Here is a 17,676-nt window from a genome sequence, read left to right as displayed (position 1 = left end):
CCCTAGTCATCGTCGCCTTGGTGGGCCGTTACCCCGCCAACTAGCTAATGACACGCATGCCCATCTCCATCCCATAAATGTTTGATCATTGAATAATGCCATTCTGTGATTTTATGCGGTATTAATCCGGATTTCTCCGGGCTATCCCCCAGATGAAGGTAGGTTGCATACGCGTTACGCACCCGTGCGCCACTTTTCGTTGGGGCAAGCCCCAACTATCGTTCGACTTGCATGTATTAGGCCTGCCGCTAGCGTTCATCCTGAGCCAGGATCAAACTCTCCATTGTAAAATGTGTTGTAAGATTCTGACCAGTTTTAACTATTGTTAAAAATAGTCCTCTTTTTTTGTATTAATGTTGTCTGTTAGACACCACCTCTAAAACCAGGCTACTAAAATCATGTACTTTGATCAGTACCCAATTAAACTCGCTCTCGCATACATTGACATCTCTTTTAAGAACTTTATCGGCATATACCTCGCGGCTGCCTATTTATATATCTTCGGGTGCTTGGTTCGGGACGGTCTTGTTCGTCCATCCTGTGTTTTCCACTCGTTTCAATCTTGTTTCTGTTGGTCGCTGTGGCATCCGCCACCTGACCTTTTTCCCTCTTCCTCTCGGTTGGGAGTGCAAAGGTAGGAAACTTTTCCGAACCTCCAAATAAAATAATAACTTATTTTTCTTCGCGATCACCTTTTCCTTTCTACCCTTTCAATATGGCCCTCTTACCGGCCAACCGTCTCCTCCGAAGCGGGATGCAAAAGTAGGAATAATCCATCAGGATCCAAATAGTAGAGGCGAAAAACTTACGGCATTTCCATAAGTCGCTCTGCGATAGGGAAAAAAAATCAGGCGGGGAGGGAAACCTTTCCCGGATCGAGGTGTTTGGGGCATGGGCACAGGCCTTTCCCGCTGATTTAAGATATAAGGGGAGCAGATCTAAGGGGTTCTCATTTTTATGGCGGGCCGCTCGGTTCTGCGCCCGGACATGGTTCCCTGCGGCGGCCGTGCCACCTAGACCCGACCCCAATGGAAAACCCGCAGACCCGATCCTTTTTCGGGGCGAGGATTTGGAATGGAGGGCGGGAATATCCTTATATATATAGGTGGAACCTGATCTCCTAATAAATGATTTAATAGTATAGGCCAGGTTTGATTAGATTTATTTTTGCTAGTATCTTGATTCATATTTTTAGATGCAGCATAATTAAGCTTTCTAAGCTCCTCTCTTCGAATACGAATAAGCATTTAAATACTTTTACGAAACACTTTAAATACCTAAAACATTACAAATTTTAAAGTGTTTAATTTCAAATTAATAATCAAATATCATGGCAATCAAGGATCACAAAAACGAAAATAGCGAAGAAGAAAAAACTAAGGGAACGGCTAAAGAAAAAGCATCTTTCGATCAAAATGGAAAAGGTGCTTCTGAAAAATTCGGTCAGGCTGGAAATACACCTAACGAATCTGGCGATGAAAATGGAGCTGGAACGGCAAATAAAAAAGGTAGCAAATAAAAAGGGTAAAACACCCTTTTTATCTTTCGTAAATGCTCATTTTTTCTGCAAGTTCGATTATACTCTTAATCTTCAATTTTTGGAATAAGCGCAATTTATATGTGCTAACTGTACCCATTTGAAGACTTAATTGATTAGATATTTCTAAGACGCCTATTCCTTTTGTTAATAATTCGGCTACTTCTAATTCTCTACCGGATAGCTTGGTGAAAGGATTATCAGCATCGTTACCTAAAATACTGTTAAACATATTTTCCTTTACATTTCTACTTGAATAACGAGAACCTGCCAAGATGGTGGTAATTGCAGTTACAATTTCAGACTCTTCGGCATTTTTAGTAAGGTAACCGGATGCTCCAGATTTTAAATATGGTACTGCATAAATATTTTCATTTAATGAGGAGAATACCAATATTTTAGCGTTAGGCTGAACGAGTTTTAGCTGATCGATTACCTTTAAGTTATTTCCACCAGGTAGATTTACATCAATGATGATAAGGTTTGGAGATTTTTCTGCCTCAATTAAGGTCTGTTCTAAGGTTGAAGCGTGTATAATTTCTACACCTGCCCAAAAATCAGAGATTAAACTCTTCAAACCTCTGCGGATGATTTCATGATCATCTGCGATAAGAATCGTAAATGTGTTTACGGCGTTCTTTGCTTTCATTATATTTGGAATATTTTGCAATTTAATAAAAAGTTAGTTTATTATATGATTATGTAATTTATATTTTGTCTTTTCTGTAAATGTTATTATACACTTTTTCACATTTTAAGATTAAAAAACCCGAGGTGTGGCCATTCTAATATTTGGTCTGATAAACGAATAGGCAATCGAGATCTCATGCGTTCCGCCACTGTAGCCCTGCAACGGACCTATCGAGAAATCATATCCGTAACCAATTCTCAACTTCTCTGATGGAAATATCTGGATCGCCGCTACCGCCGAGTTGCGTGGCGTGAGGTCTTTCTGCAGATAGCTCTTATCATACAATTTCACCCCTGTTCTGTAAGATCCACCAACCCATAAAAATTCCTTGATCATTAAAAAGGCGTTCAGGTCCAAACTCGTTGGTCCGCCACGATCATCCTTAATTAGAAATGATGGCTTAACCTGAAAATTCTCGTTGATTGGGATTAATGCCCCTGCGGTAAGGTAATAGTGTGGCTTTGGCTGTGGAATAAAGGCATATTTATCGATATTGATATAGGTAGCGATTAAATTATCGGCAGAGAAGCCAGCATAAAACCTATCATTCGCAAAGTAAACCCCTGCCCTTGCATCGGGTACGATTGTACTTTGTACGCCTACTGGCTGGTTCGGCTCTGGATCGTTTGGGTTCAGCATTGAACCATCGATACCCAATTGAACCATGCCCACGCCAAGACCCAATGCCAACCTCGAGCTTCCATCGTCGTTCATCCTAATCCGATAGGAATAGTTACCATAAATGCTTAGGTTGGTCTGTGCGCCAAGTTTATCGCTCGCCACCTGAAGTGCAAGCCCAACGTTTCCGCTGTTCGCAATTGCATCTACCGCAAGCGACATGCTCTTTGGCGCTCCGGTAATGCCTGTCCACTGGCTGCGATAAAAACTGTGCACATTGAGCACCTCTTTGTAACCTGCATAAGCTGGGTTTATATAGATTCCGTTGAACATGTACTGGCTATATTGCGCATCTTGTTGTGCAGATGCTGGCTTAACCATCAGTAAAAACGAACCCGCTATTAACAATATTAATTTCTTCATCTAATCCTATCCCCTAATTTTTAAATGCCCTAATAAGTGTAATGTATCCCTTAAATACTTTCCATTCTGCACTACCGGCTTTTCTAGCCTTAACTAAATAATAATAGGTCCCCTCGTTTAATCCCTCACCCGTCCAATTATTTTGATAGTTTTTAGCTCGGTAAACCTCATTACCCCAACGGTTAACAATGGTTACTTCATTCTCAGCGAACTCTGTTAACCCTCTAATCTCAAATGCATCATTTCTTCCATCACCATTTGGTGTAAATAGATTCGGAATCAATAACTCTGAACCTGTAATGGTTGCACCATCAGCAAGAACCGAATTATTATTTGTAACTGGATCTGGCTGATCTCCTTTAACAGTAGCCGAATTACTCAACGGACCAGAGGCCAATGTTCTCGATTTAAATGTGATTGTGGCCGTTTGATTTAAGTCTAAAGTGCCAACCAACCATACTAAATCTCTCGTTGTTGCAGAATATGATGTTGTACCAACCGTTACTATGATTTCTTTCGGAGCATCAATAATGGTTGGGATTTTATCCGTCACGGTAACACCAGTTGCCTTATTCGCACCTTTATTTGTTACGGTAATCTTATACATTACTTCAGATCCTGTTGCGATATCGCCTTTGGTCATCAACTCTTTTGTTATTACTAAATCTGCCGATTTATCTACATCGATAGTAGCCTGCGGCTGAATCGTTAATCCCGTCGGACTCGTCATTAACACGACGTTTTTCAGCGTACTATAACTGTTCACATCTGGTGCAACCTTTGCATCGAAAGTAAGAACTGTACTAGAATTTGGCTGCATGTTAATAGTCCACTTTAAGGTGTTGTTCGTTACCGTTCCATAACCCGACACCGAACCAGGAACATAGGTTAATCCTGCCGGAAGCTCATCACTAATCACAACTCCATTTAATGCAGAACCACCAGTGTTTCTAACTTCAAGTGAATAAGTTAATACCTCATTTGCTTGGGCCTTGCCATCATTATTTCCTTTACCATCAGAAACTGACTTACTTCCTTCTAGTTTACCTTCAGTTGGTATAGAAACCGATGGATTAAGCGTAGCGGAAGCATTTCCAGGATCGGTGATTATTGCAATGTTATTAATTGCTAAAGTGCCTGATGGAATTGTAGCATTAACTGTAACCTTGAAGCTAACTGTAATTTGTGAGTTAGCAGGAATGGTTAAATTATTCCAGTTTACAGCATTACTAGCCAACAAGCCACCAGCATTAGCACTAGCATTTACATAAGTAGTATTCGCAGGAATTGGATCGCTAACTTTAACACCAGTTCTTGCAATGTTACCACCATTTTTAACGGTGATGGTATAAGTTAATACTTCATTTGCTTCGGCAATGCCATTACCATTTGCATCAGCAACGGTTTTAGTACTGCTTAATTTTGGCAATTCTAAAATGGTTGGATTGTTGTTAGTTTCTGCTGTTCCAGAAATGTCAGAAACCTTGGTTCCTGTTGGTGTATTTGCTGTAATTCTTGCTGTATTACTAACTGTTCCAGCATTTTTCTCTGCTTGAGAGATGGTATAAATTACAGTTGCAGTAGCACTTTCATCAGGAGCAATACTCGATGGTGTAAAGACTACAGGAGTTGAAAGTTTTGCATCAACCAGACTGAAATTATTTAAGGTAACATTACCTCTATTTGTTGCGATGAAAGTATAGCTTATAGAGTTACCATCTGCACTTAATGCACCTGTTTTAACCAATGTAATCGCTGGCGCTTCAGGAATTATAAATACAGTTGCATCATCTGGTGCTGCCGTTGTTGGATCATCTGATAACTTAGATAATTTATTCACCCCTGCAAAGCTTGCTACCAAACTAGCTTGGTTAACAAATTTACCATAATCAATTTCTGGTTGAATCAGGGTGTGTCTTGCAGATACGATTGCTGTTTCTGCCGGATCTAGCTTCTTAATTACCGATGGCGTAATGCTACCTGCATCTGCACCCGGATCGGTTACCACAATATCCGTTAAGGTAATATTTCCAGTATTGGTTACTTTGATGCTGTACTCAATAACCTTAACAACACCTGCTCCGTTTGCAATTAGTTTGGTAAACCTAACCGATGCATTTGGTACAATCGAAGTAACGGTCGCATCATTTGCAGCTGGTGTAGATGGATCATCAGATACCTTAGAAATCACATTGCCATGAGGATCTTTTGATGCAGCGCTTGCTTGATTGCTAAAACTTCCAGCATTTACATCATTTTGTGTTACTGTATGCTTAGCAGTAATTTTAACTGTTTCGCCTGGCACCACTGATGAAATTACCGACGGAATTAAACTTCCTGCATCAGCCTTTACATCTGTTAAATTAATTGATGACAAGGTAACGTTTCCTGTATTGGTAAATAGGATTTCGTAGTTGATAACATCGCCAGCTTTACTTACTGCATTTGTTGCAGCCTTAGTAAAAGTATAACTAGGAGATTGTGCTAAAGTGGTAATCGTTGCATCGCCTACTGTAGGTGTTGCTGGATTATCCGAAAGCTTAGTAACTACATTTCCCTTATTGTCAGTTAATTTAATAGTAGCCTGATTTTTAAAGTTACCATTATCCAAATCGCCTTGCGTTAAGGTGTGTTTAGCCGTAACCGTCGCAGTTGCACCAGGCGCTAAGCTAGAAATGTTGGTAGGATTAATTGATCCTGCATCAACTAAAGCATCAGTTACTACAAGATTATTCAATGTTACATTTCCAGTATTGGTGATGCTGAAAGTATAGGTAATCGATTCTCCTGCTTTTTTGCCAACCACATTAGCAACTTTCGTAAAGGTAAATGCAGGCTGACTTGAAATTGGTGTATCAGTTGATGTATCATTCCCAGTTCCTGTTCCAGAAATATCGGTAATAACATTTCCTGCTGGAGTTTTTGATGTTACTGAAGCCGAATTGCTCACAGATCCAGCATCTTTCTCACTTTGTGATAAGGTATAAACCTGACTGTAAGTAATGCTTGCACCTACCGATAAGTTACCAGGGAAAGTTTTGTTCAATCCTAACTTGGCATCTGTTAAAACAACATCACTTAAATCAACATCTCCAATGTTTGTAATATTGAAAGTGTAATTGATCGTGTTGCCATCCGCACTTAAAGCAGCTGTTTTAACTAAAGCAATTTTACCTTTCAATATGTTGGTCGTAACCGAAGCTTGATTGTTTGAATTTTCTGGATCAATTGTACCAGAAGCTGGAGTTAAAGATACTGTATTGATCAAACTCGTTCCAGCGAATGTACTTGCCACACGGCCATTAACAGTCAAGGTTACTTGCTGCCCATTAAGCAAATCAGCACTTAAAGTAAATGTTCCTGCTATAGCATTGTATGTTCCGCCAATTGCAGTATAAGTTATATTTTCTAATCCTGCTGGAAGATTTTCAATCAAACCAATTGCTTTACCTGCTAATACCGTAGCTGGACCATTATTTTTGATGCTGATAGTATAACGCATATTTGCATTTGCCTCTACACCTGTACTATTTGCAACCTTACTTACCTGAAGATCGGTAATCCAGTTTGGAACAGTTACAATCACTTTTGCTGTTGATGATTTTGAAGCATCGAGTTTATCAGTGATTTTATATTCCAATACATAAGTACCTGGTTGGGTTCCTGCGGCAACATTAACTTTTCCCGTATTTGGATCGATGGAAACTTTAGGATCTGTTGATGAAATTTGGGTGATTGAAACTGTTGCTAATGTAGCAGTAATAGTACCATCGTATTTATCATTTGCAAGAATATTTTCAACAGCGACTCCGCCTAAATATCCATTTGCTGAGCCAGCATCTTCATTAGCTAAAATCACACCTGTTCCGACTATAATCGTTAACGATGCCGTCTTGGTTTGGCCCGGGTTCAGCTTGTCCTCGATCTGGTAGACAACAGTATAGCTTCCCGCTGGGGTGTTCGCCGCAACGTTTACCTTGCCTGTCGCAATATCTAAGGTTACATTGTTATTTGTAGTTGAAACCTGTGTAAGGCTAACATTTGCCAAGGTTGCAGGGTTACCGTTGTAGGTATCATTTGCAAGAACATCACTCACCGCTGTTCCACCAACAAAGCCGTTTGCAGATCCTGAATCATTGGTCGCAACCATAATCGGTGCGTCAACGGTAATCGTTACCGATGCCGTCTTGGTTTGGCCAGGGTTCAGCTTATCCTCGATCTGGTAGACAACTGTATAGGTTCCAGCTGGCGTGTTTGCCGCAACATTCACTTTTCCTGTCGTTACATCAAGGCTGATATTAGGGTTGGTTGTTGAGACCTGTGTTAGGGTAACATTTGCCAAGGTGGCTGGGTTACCGTTGTAGGTATCGTTTGCAAGAACATCGTTAACAGCTGTTCCACCTACAAATCCGTTAGCAGAACCTGAATCATTTGTTGCAACCATAACTGGTGCATCAACGGTGATCGTTACCGAGGCCGTCTTGGTTTGGCCTGGGTTCAGCTTGTCCTCGATCTGGTAGACAACAGTATAGGTTCCTGCTGGCGTGTTAGCCGCAACGTTCACTTTTCCTGTTGCTACATCAAGACTGATATTAGGGTTTGTAGTTGAAACCTGTGTAAGGCTAACATTTGCCAAGGTTGCTGGGTTACCGTTATAGGTATCGTTTGCCAGTACATCGTTAACCGCGGTTCCGCCAACAAAGCCATTCGCAGCACCTGAATCGTTTGTTGCAACCATCGCTGGTGCATCAACGGTGATCGTTACCGAGGCCGTTTTCACTTGACCTGGGTTCAGCTTGTCCTCGATCTGGTAGACAACAGTGTAGGTTCCAGCTGGCGTATTCGCCGCAACGTTCACTTTTCCTGTCGTTACATCAAGGCTGATGTTAGGGTTGGTTGTTGATATTTGGCTTAGCGTTACGTTCGTTAAGGTTGCAGGGTTACCGTTGTAGGTATCGTTTGCAAGAACATTGTTAACCGCTGTTCCACCAACAAATCCGTTCGCAGATCCTGAATCGTTTGTTGCAACCATTGTCGGTGCATCAACGGTGATCGTTACCGATGCCGTCTTGGTTTGGCCCGGGTTCAGCTTGTCCTCGATCTGGTAGACAACAGTATAGCTTCCTGCCGGGGTGTTCGCCGCAACGTTCACCTTGCCCGAGGTTACATCAAGACTGATATTAGGGTTTGTGGTTGAGACCTGTGTTAGGGCAACATTTGCCAAGGTTGCAGGGTTACCATTATAGGTATCATTTGCAAGTACATCGTTAACCGCTGTTCCACCTACAAATCCGTTCGCAGATCCTGAATCATTTGTTGCAACCATCGCTGGTGCATCAACTGTGATCGTTACCGAGGCCGTCTTGGTTTGGCCCGGGTTCAGTTTATCCTCGATCTGGTAGACCAAGGTATAGGTTCCTGCTGGCGTGTTCGCCGCAACGTTCACTTTTCCTGTCGTTACATCAAGGCTGATGTTAGGGTTGGTTGTTGATATTTGGCTTAGCGTTACGTTCGTCAAGGTTGCTGGGTTACCGTTGTAGGTATCGTTTGCCAGTACATCACTCACCGCTGTTCCACCAACAAATCCGTTCGCAGATCCTGAATCGTTTGTTGCAACCATTGTCGGTGCATCAACGGTGATCGTTACCGATGCCGTCTTGGTTTGGCCCGGGTTCAGCTTGTCCTCGATCTGGTAGACAACAGTATAGCTTCCTGCTGGCGTGTTCGCCGCAACGTATACCTTGCCTGTCGCAATATCTAAGGTTACATTGTTATTTGTAGTTGAAACCTGTGTAAGGCTAACATTTGCCAAGGTTGCAGGGTTACCGTTGTAGGTATCGTTTGCAAGAACATCGTTAACCGCCGTTCCACCAACAAAGCCGTTAGCAGCACCTGAATCATTTGTTGCAACCATTGTCGGTGCATCAACGGTGATCGTTACCGAGGCCGTTTTCACTTGGCCTGGGTTCAGCTTGTCCTCAATCTGGTAGACAACAGTATAGGTTCCTGCTGGCGTGTTCGCCGCAACATTCACCTTGCCTGTCGTTACATCAAGGCTGATATTAGGGTTCGTGGTTGATATTGGGCTAAGCGTTACGTTCGTTAAGGTTGCTGGGCTACCGTTGTAGGTATCGTTTGCAAGAACATCGTTAACCGCTGTTCCACCAACAAATCCGTTCGCAGATCCTGAATCGTTTGTTGCAACCATTGTCGGTGCTGTAACAATAATCGTTGCCGTTGCTTGTTTAACCTGATTTGTGTCTAGTTTATCTATAATTTGATAAACAACAGTATATGTTCCAGCCGGAGTGTTTGCTGCAACGTTAATAATTCCCGTAGCAATATCTAAAACAACCTTACTATTCGAAGTAGAAACCTGTGTTAAATAAATATCTGCTAAAGTTGGCGCCGATGAAGTACCATTATAGAAATCATTACTTAATACATTATTAATGGCGTCTCCTCCAACTAATCCATTTGCAGTTCCGTTGTCATTTGTTGCTGATAAAGTTCCTGAACTTACATGTACAATAACAATAGCTTCTTTCGTATTTCCAGGATTAGACTTATCTTCAATTTGATAAATCAATGTATAATCTCCTGCAGGTGTATTCGCTGCGACATTTACTTTTCCAGATGTAATATCTAATGTAACTTTCGGATCGCTTGAAGAAATTTCTTTAATTGAAACATTTGACAATGATGCCTGATTACCATTTACTTTATCATTTGCAAGAACATATAATACTGCAGTTCCACCTAAAACAGCATTTGCTGATCCTTCATCATTAACTGCAAATACGCCTGTGTAAATTATAGTTGGTGTATCATTATTTTCTGTAGTTCCTGATTGATCAGTAACAGTCACATTAGTAGGACTTTTACCTGTAATATCAGCAGTATTAGAAACAGAACCATTAGCCTTTTCTGCAGCTAATATAATATAAGTTGAAGTTGCAGTTGTTGAAGCTCCAGGAACTAATGTTGTCGCTGCAAGTGTTATTGGAGTTGATATTTTCAAATCCGTCACACTCAGACCACTCAATGTTACATTGCCTGTATTTTTTATAATAAAAGTATATAAGATTGAATTTCCATCCAGATTTAAAACACCCGCCTTAACCAAGTTTACTGATGGCTTAGGCGTAAAGGCGATCACCGTTGGGCCAGTGCCAGCACCAGAAGTAGAGGTTGCCGTTACGTTCGCCCCAACCGGTGGCTTTGCAGTCGCGGTAGCCGTATTGCTTACGCTTCCCGCATCCTTTTCCGCCTGCGTGATAATATAGGTGGCCGTTCCCGTGGCACTTGCGCCCGGTGCCAGTGTCAATGGGGACATCGTGATGCCGGATGCGATCTTCACGTCCGATACCGAGATATTGGTCAGCGTTACGTTGCCCGTATTCTTAACCGTAAAGGTGTAGGCGATGCTGTTCTCATCCGTTCTCAGTACGCCGGTCTTAACCAGCGTGATCGATGGCGATGCAACGATCGGGGTTACAGTTGGCGTATCGTTGGTCTCGGTTGTTCCAGAGATATCCGTCACGTTCGCACCAACTGGAGGTTTTGCCGTGATCGATGCACTGTTGCTGTACGTTCCAGCGTCAACATCTGCCTGCGTCAATGTATGTGAGGCCGTGATGGTTGTAGTTGTATTCGGCGCAAGCGTTGCGATCGGCGAACCCGTAACAACCGCGTTCGCATCCGTTATGGTGAGGTTGCTTAGCGTAACGTTGCCCGTATTCTTGATTACCAGGTTATAGTTCAGTACACCCCCAACAGTTGTTGGTACCGTTCCGTTTACCGTTTTCACCAAGGTTACGGATGGCTTCGGCGTAAAGGTGATCACCGTTGGGCCAGTGCCAGAACCAGAGGTAGAGGTCGCCGTTACGTTCGCCCCAACCGGTGGCTTTGCAATCGCGGTAGCCGTATTGCTTACGCTTCCCGCATCCTTTTCAGCCTGCGTGATAATATAGGTGGCCGTTCCAGTGGCGCTTGCGCCCGGTGCCAATGTCAATGGGGACATCGTGATGCCGGATGCGATCTTCACATCCGATACCGAGATATTGGTCAGCGTTACGTTGCCCGTATTCTTAACCGTAAAGGTGTAGGCGATGCTATTCTCGTCCGTGCTCAGTACGCCGGTCTTAACCAGCGTGATCGATGGCGAGGCAACAATCGTGGTTACCGTTGGCGTATCGTTCGCCTCCGTTGTTCCAGAGATATCCGTAACGTTCGCACCAACTGGGGGTTTTGCAGTAATTGATGCACTGTTGCTGTACGTTCCAGCGTCAACATCTGCCTGCGTCAATGTATGTGAGGCCGTGATGGTAGTGGTTGTATTCGGCGCAAGCGTTGCGATCGGCGAACCCGTTACAACCGCGTTCGCATCCGTTATGATTAGGTTGCTTAGCGTAACGTTGCCCGTATTCTTGATTACCATGTTATAGTTCAGTACGCCGCCAACAGCAGTCGGTACCGTTCCGCTTACCGCCTTAACCAGCGTGATCGATGGCGATGCAACGATCGGGGTTACCGTTGGCGTATCGTTGGTCTCCGTTGTTCCCGAGATATCCGTCACGTTCGCACCAACTGGAGGTTTTGCCGTGATCGATGCACTGTTGCTGTACGTTCCAGCGTCAACATCTGCCTGCGTCAATGTATGTGAGGCCGTGATGGTTGTAGTTGTATTCGGCGCAAGCGTTGCGATCGGCGAGCCCGTAACAACCGCGTTCGCATCCGTTATGGTGAGGTTGCTTAGCGTTACGTTGCCCGTGTTCTTGATAATTAGGTTATAGTTCAGTACGCCGCCAACAGTTGTTGGTACCGCTCCGCTTACCGCCTTGACCAGCGTGATCGATGGCTTCGGCGTAAAGGTGATCACCGTTGGGCCAGTGCCAGAACCCGAGGTTGAGGTTGCCGTTACGTTCGCCCCAACCGGTGGCTTTGCAGTTGCGGTAGCCGTATTGCTTACGCTCCCCGCATCCTTTTCCGCCTGCGTGATAATATAGGTGGCCGTTCCAGTGGCGCTTGCGCCCGGTGCCAATGTCAATGGGGACATCGTGATGCCAGAGGTGATCTTCACGTCCGAGACCGAGATATTGGTCAGCGTTACATTCCCCGTATTCTTAAGCGTAAAGGTGTAGGCGATGCTGTTCTCGTCCGTGCTCAGTACGCCAGTCTTAACCAGCGTGATCGATGGCGAGGCAACAATCGGGGTTTCCGTCGGCGTATCGTTGGTCTCCGTTGTTCCGGAGATATCCGTTACGTTCGCACCAACGGGTGGCTTCGCCGTGATCGATGCACTGTTGCTGTAGCTTCCCGCATCAACATCGCCCTGCGTCAACGTATGTGAGGCAGTGATCGTTATCGTTGCGTTAGGTGCGAGCGTCGAGATCGACGAGCCCGTAACCGTTGCATTCGCATCCGTTACCACTAGGTTCGTCAGGGTTACGTTGCCCGTGTTCTTGATGACTAGATTGTAGTTCAGTACGCCACCAACGCTTGTTGGCACCGTTCCGTTTACTGTTTTCACCAGCGTGATCGATGGCGAGGCAACGATCGAGGTTACCGTCGGCGTATCGTTGGTCTCCGTTGTTCCGGAGATATCCGTTACGTTCGCACCAACGGGTGGCTTTGCCGTGATCGATGCACTGTTGCTGTAGCTTCCCGCATCAACATCTGCCTGTGTCAACGTATGTGAGGCAGTGATCGTTATCGTTGCGTTAGGTGCAAGCGTTGCGATCGGTGAGCCGGCAACTATGGCGTTCGCATCCGTTACCACTAGGTTCGTCAGGGTTACGTTGCCCGTATTTTTTATGACTAGATTGTAGTTCAGTACGCCACCAACAGTGGTCGGTACCGTTCCGTTTACTGTTTTCACCAAGGTGATCGATGGTGACAAGAAGATATTTACCTCAGCTGTTGATACTTTAGCGATTGGCAATTCTGTCGTTTGTATGCTAGCAGTATTGGTAATTTTCCCTGAATTAAAACTTGGATTCCCATTATTATTTAAATCAGCTTGTAGTACAGTATAAGAACCATTATAGGTCCAAACCTCCCCTTTTTCCAAAATATTATTGGAGTTTCCTGTTTTAATAGGATTGATAAGTGCTCCACCTAACAATGCATCCGTTAAGACAACGTTATTTTGATCTGTATTTCCAGTATTTGAAACTGTAATTGTGTAGTTGATTATATTTCCAACTTGATTAACAGAAGCAACATTTGCAACTTTTGCAATTGATAGAGAAGAACAAACTGGAACAGTTACCGAAACGGTAAAACTATTTCCTACACATCCTCCAGCTAAGGTTGCTTTTGGTGTAACTGTATATACAATAGTTTGAGTAGTATTGCTTATGTTAATTAAGGTTTGATTAATTGAATTTCCAGTTCCATTTGATGCACCTATTATATTTGTATTAGCATTTACAGTCCATGTATAAGATGAAGCAACTGAATTACCACCTTTTGATGTATTATTTATATTAGTGTTTTGAATATCATAACTAAAAACTCCAGTACAATCTACAGTACTCACATCATTGAATCCTTGAGGTGTAGGATTTACGGTAATTTTTGCTGTTCCACTTTGTAGATTTGTACATCCTGCTGAACTTGCATCGGTAACGCTTATTAATGTAAATTCAAACGTACCCGGTAGCGAAGTTGATTGTGCTAAATTAATTGAATTTCCAGCTATTGTTGTGATCGTTTGCTGTACGCCGTTATTAACTTTGTATGCAAAAGTATAAGGAGCTGTTCCATTAGCGCCTGTAAATGTTATTCCAGTTGAAGCCGCATTTTGACAAACTGTAGCTGTCCCCAATATCGTGGCTGTTGGTAAAGGATTTACCGTTATAGTAACTGCCGGACTTACACTTGCCGCACAAACACCTGCGCTAACCGTTCTCCTGAACTGTGTAGTTTGGGTCAAGGTTGCTGGTGTATAGTTCTGGGTGTTGTTTGTTCCTGTAGCAGCTACCCAGGTACCCGATGTATTCTGTTCCCAAAGGTAAGCGTAGGTTCCATTTCCGCCTGTCGGCAGGGTTCCAGCCAATGCAACTGGTGCCGTTCCCGTACAGATGGTCTGGTCRGCAGTAATGGTATTGTTCGCAACCACCGGATTTACCATTACCGTAACCGACGGACTTACACTTGCCGCACAGATACCTGCCGTAACCGTTCTCCTGAACTGTGTGGTTTGGGTCAAGGTTGCTGGTGTATAGTTCTGGGTGTTGTTTGTTCCTGTAGCAGCTACCCAGGTACCCGATGTATTCTGTTCCCAAAGGTAAGCGTAGGTTCCATTTCCGCCTGTCGGCAGGGTTCCAGCCAATGCAACTGGTGCCGTTCCCGTACAGATGGTCTGGTCGGCAGTAATCGTATTGTTCGTAACTAACAGATTTACCGTTATCGTAACCGCCGAGCTTACGCTTGCCGCACAAACACCTGCCGTAACCGTTCTCCTGAACTGTGTGGTTTGGGTTAAGGTTGCTGGCGTATAGTTTTGTGTGTTGTTTGTTCCTGTAGCAGCTGCCCAGGTACCTGATGTATTTTGCTCCCAAAGATAAGCGTATGTTCCATTGCCGCCTGTTGGCAGGTTTCCAGCCAATGCAACTGGTGCCGTTCCCGTACAGATGGTTTGGTCGGCGGTAATCGTATTGTTAGTTACTAGCGGATTTACCGTGATCGTAACCGCCGAGCTTACACTTGCCGCACAAACTCCTGCGGTAACCGTTCTCCTGAACTGTGTGGTTTGGGTTAAGGTTCCGGGCGTGTAGTTCTGGGTGTTGTTTGTTCCTGTAGCAGCTGCCCAGGTACCCGATGTATTTTGCTCCCAATAATATGTATACGTTCCGTTACCTCCTGTTGGCAGGGTTCCAGCCAATGCAGTTGGTGCGGTTCCAGTGCAGATGGTTTGGTCGGCGGTAATCGTATTGTTTCCAACCAGCGGATTTACCGTGATCGTAACCGCCGGACTTACGCTCGCCGCACAAACTCCTGCGGTAACCGTTCTCCTGAACTGTGTCGTTTGGGTTAAGGTTGCTGGCGTATAGTTTTGTGTGTTGATTGTTCCTGTAGCAGCTGCCCAGGCACCCGATGTATTTTGCTCCCAATAATAAGTATACGTTCCGTTACCTCCTGTTGGCAGGGTTCCAGCCAATGCAGTTGGTGCCGTTCCCGTACAGATGGTTTGGTCGGCGGTAATCGTATTATTAGTTACTAGCGGATTAACCGTGATCGTAACCGCCGGACTTACGCTCGCCGCACAAACTCCTGCGGTAACCGTTCTCCTAAATTGGGTGGTTTGGATCAAGGTTGCTGGCGTATAGTTTTGTGTGTTGTTCGTTCCTGTAGCAGCTGCCCAAGTGCCCGATGTATTCTGTTCCCAAAGGTAAACGTAGGTTCCATTGCCGCCTGTTGGCAGGGTTCCAGCCAATGCAGTTGGTGCCGTTCCCGTACAGATGGTTTGGTCGGCGGTAATCGTATTGTTTCCAACCAGCGGATTTACCGTTATCGTAACCGCTGGGCTTACACTTGCCGCACAAACTCCTGCCGTAACCGTTCTCCTGAACTGTGTAGTTTGGGTTAAGGTTGCTGGTGTATAGTTCTGGGTGTTGTTTGTTCCTGTAGCAGCTACCCAGGTACCCGATGTATTCTGTTCCCAAAGGTAAGCGTAGGTTCCATTTCCGCCTGTCGGCAGGGTTCCAGCCAATGCAACTGGTGCCGTTCCCGTACAGATGGTTTGGTCGGCGGTAATCGTATTGTTTCCAACCAGCGGATTTACCGTGATCGTAACCGCTGGGCTTACGCTCGCCGCACAAACTCCTGCGGTAACCGTTCTCCTGAACTGTGTAGTTTGGGTTAAGGTTCCGGGCGTGTAGTTCTGGGTATTGTTCGTTCCAGCAGCAGCGACCCAAGTGCCTGATGAATTTTGTTCCCAGAGGTAAACGTATGTTCCATTGCCACCTGTTGGCAAGGTTCCAGCCAATGCAACTGGTGCCGTTCCCGTACAGATGGTTTGGTCGGCGGTAATCGTATTATTGGTAAGTAGCGGATTTACCGTTATCGTAACCGCCGAACTTACACTTGCCGCACAGATACCTGCCGTAACCGTTCTCCTGAACTGTGTGGTTTGGGTAAGGGTTCCGGGCGTGTAGTTCTGGGTATTGTTCGTTCCCGCTGCAGCGACCCAAGTGCCTGATGAATTTTGTTCCCAGAGGTAAACGTATGTTCCATTGCCACCTGTTGGCAAGGTTCCAGCCAATGCAACTGGTGCCGTTCCCGCACAGATGGTTTGGTCGGCGGTAATCGTATTATTGGTAAGTAGCGGATTTACCGTTATCGTAACCGCCGAACTTACACTTGCCGCACAGATACCTGCCGTAACCGTTCTCCTGAACTGTGTGGTTTGGGTAAGGGTTCCGGGCGTGTAGTTCTGGGTATTGTTCGTTCCCGCTGCCGCAGTCCAAGTGCCTGATGTATTCTGTTCCCAAAGGTAAACGTAGGTTCCATTGCCGCCTGTTGGCAGGGTTCCTGCCAATGCAACTGGTGCCGTTCCAGTGCAGATGGTTTGGTCGGCGGTAATCGTATTATTGGTAAGTAGCGGATTTACCGTTATCGTAACCGCCGAACTTACACTTGCCGCACAGATACCTGCCGTAACCGTTCTCCTGAACTGTGTAGTTTGGGTTAAGGTTGCTGGCGTATAGTTTTGTGTGTTGTTTGTTCCTGTAGCAGCTGCCCAGGTACCCGATGTATTCTGTTCCCAAAGGTAAGTGTAGGTTTCATTGCCGCCTGTTGGCAGGGTTCCTGCCAATGCAACTGGTGCCGTTCCAGTGCAGATGGTTTGGTCGGCGGTAATCGTATTGTTTCCAACCAGCGGATTTACCGTTATCGTAACCGCCGAACTTACACTTGCCGCACAAACTCCTGCGGTAACCGTTCTCCTAAATTGGGTGGTTTGTGTAAGGGTTCCGGGCGTGTAGTTTTGGGTATTGTTCGTTCCTGCAGCAGCGACCCAAGTGCCTGATGAATTTTGCTCCCAATAATAAGTATACGTTCCGTTACCTCCTGTTGGCAAGGTTCCAGCCAATGCAATTGGTGCCGTTCCCGTGCAGATGGTTTGGTCGGCGGTAATCGTATTGTTTCCAACCAGCGGATTTACCGTTATCGTAACCGCCGAACTTACACTTGCCGCACAAACTCCTGCGGTAACCGTTCTCCTAAATTGGGTGGTTTGTGTAAGGGTTCCGGGCGTGTAGTTTTGGGTATTGTTCGTTCCTGCAGCAGCGACCCAAGTGCCTGATGAATTTTGCTCCCAATAATAAGTATACGTTCCGTTACCTCCTGTTGGCAAGGTTCCAGCCAATGCAATTGGTGCCGTTCCCGTGCAGATGGTTTG

4 protein-coding genes and 1 rRNA gene are annotated in these 17,676 nt (G+C 44.9%); 1 reads left to right on the top strand and 4 read right to left on the bottom strand.

Going from position 1 to position 17,676, the window contains the following annotated elements; genetic code table 11:
* Positions 1-287, bottom strand: a 16S ribosomal RNA gene (locus EZ449_RS21820); the annotation flags it as partial.
* 1,043 nt (positions 288-1,330) lie between these two features.
* Between EZ449_RS21820 and EZ449_RS21815 the strand changes: the two genes are divergently transcribed.
* Complete coding sequence (locus EZ449_RS21815; RefSeq protein ID WP_131562917.1) at positions 1,331-1,519, top strand: hypothetical protein; 189 nt, start codon at positions 1,331-1,333, stop codon at positions 1,517-1,519.
* Between the two features lie 19 nt (positions 1,520-1,538).
* Here EZ449_RS21815 and EZ449_RS21810 read toward each other — a convergent pair whose 3' ends face one another.
* From EZ449_RS21810 to EZ449_RS21800, 3 genes are all read right to left on the bottom strand, one after another.
* On the bottom strand, positions 1,539-2,186 hold the full coding sequence (locus tag EZ449_RS21810) for a response regulator (protein WP_131562915.1): 648 nt from the start codon (positions 2,184-2,186) through the stop codon (positions 1,539-1,541).
* A 111-nt stretch (positions 2,187-2,297) separates the two neighbouring features.
* Complete coding sequence (locus tag EZ449_RS21805) at positions 2,298-3,269, bottom strand: PorP/SprF family type IX secretion system membrane protein (protein WP_131562913.1); 972 nt, start codon at positions 3,267-3,269, stop codon at positions 2,298-2,300.
* 13 nt (positions 3,270-3,282) lie between these two features.
* Positions 3,283-17,643 (bottom strand): DUF7507 domain-containing protein, encoded by a 14,361-nt coding sequence (locus EZ449_RS21800; protein ID WP_205943052.1) that lies wholly within the window; start codon positions 17,641-17,643, stop codon positions 3,283-3,285.
* Positions 17,644-17,676 lie beyond the last annotated feature (33 nt).

Origin of the sequence: Pedobacter frigidisoli (genome assembly GCF_004331675.1) — a bacterium.
Taxonomy (GTDB): domain Bacteria; phylum Bacteroidota; class Bacteroidia; order Sphingobacteriales; family Sphingobacteriaceae; genus Pedobacter; species Pedobacter frigidisoli.
The sequence above is the reverse complement of the archived record's forward strand: the minus strand, read 5'-3'. Positions and strand labels throughout refer to the sequence as shown.

What these genes read in the sequence shown, in the direction of transcription:
- EZ449_RS21815 (WP_131562917.1), top strand. Translation starts at nt 1,331, where the DNA reads ATGGCAATCAAGGATCACAAAAACGAAAATAGCGAAGAAGAAAAAACT.
- EZ449_RS21810 (WP_131562915.1), bottom strand. Translation starts at nt 2,186, where the DNA reads ATGAAAGCAAAGAACGCCGTAAACACATTTACGATTCTTATCGCAGAT.
- EZ449_RS21805 (WP_131562913.1), bottom strand. Translation starts at nt 3,269, where the DNA reads ATGAAGAAATTAATATTGTTAATAGCGGGTTCGTTTTTACTGATGGTT.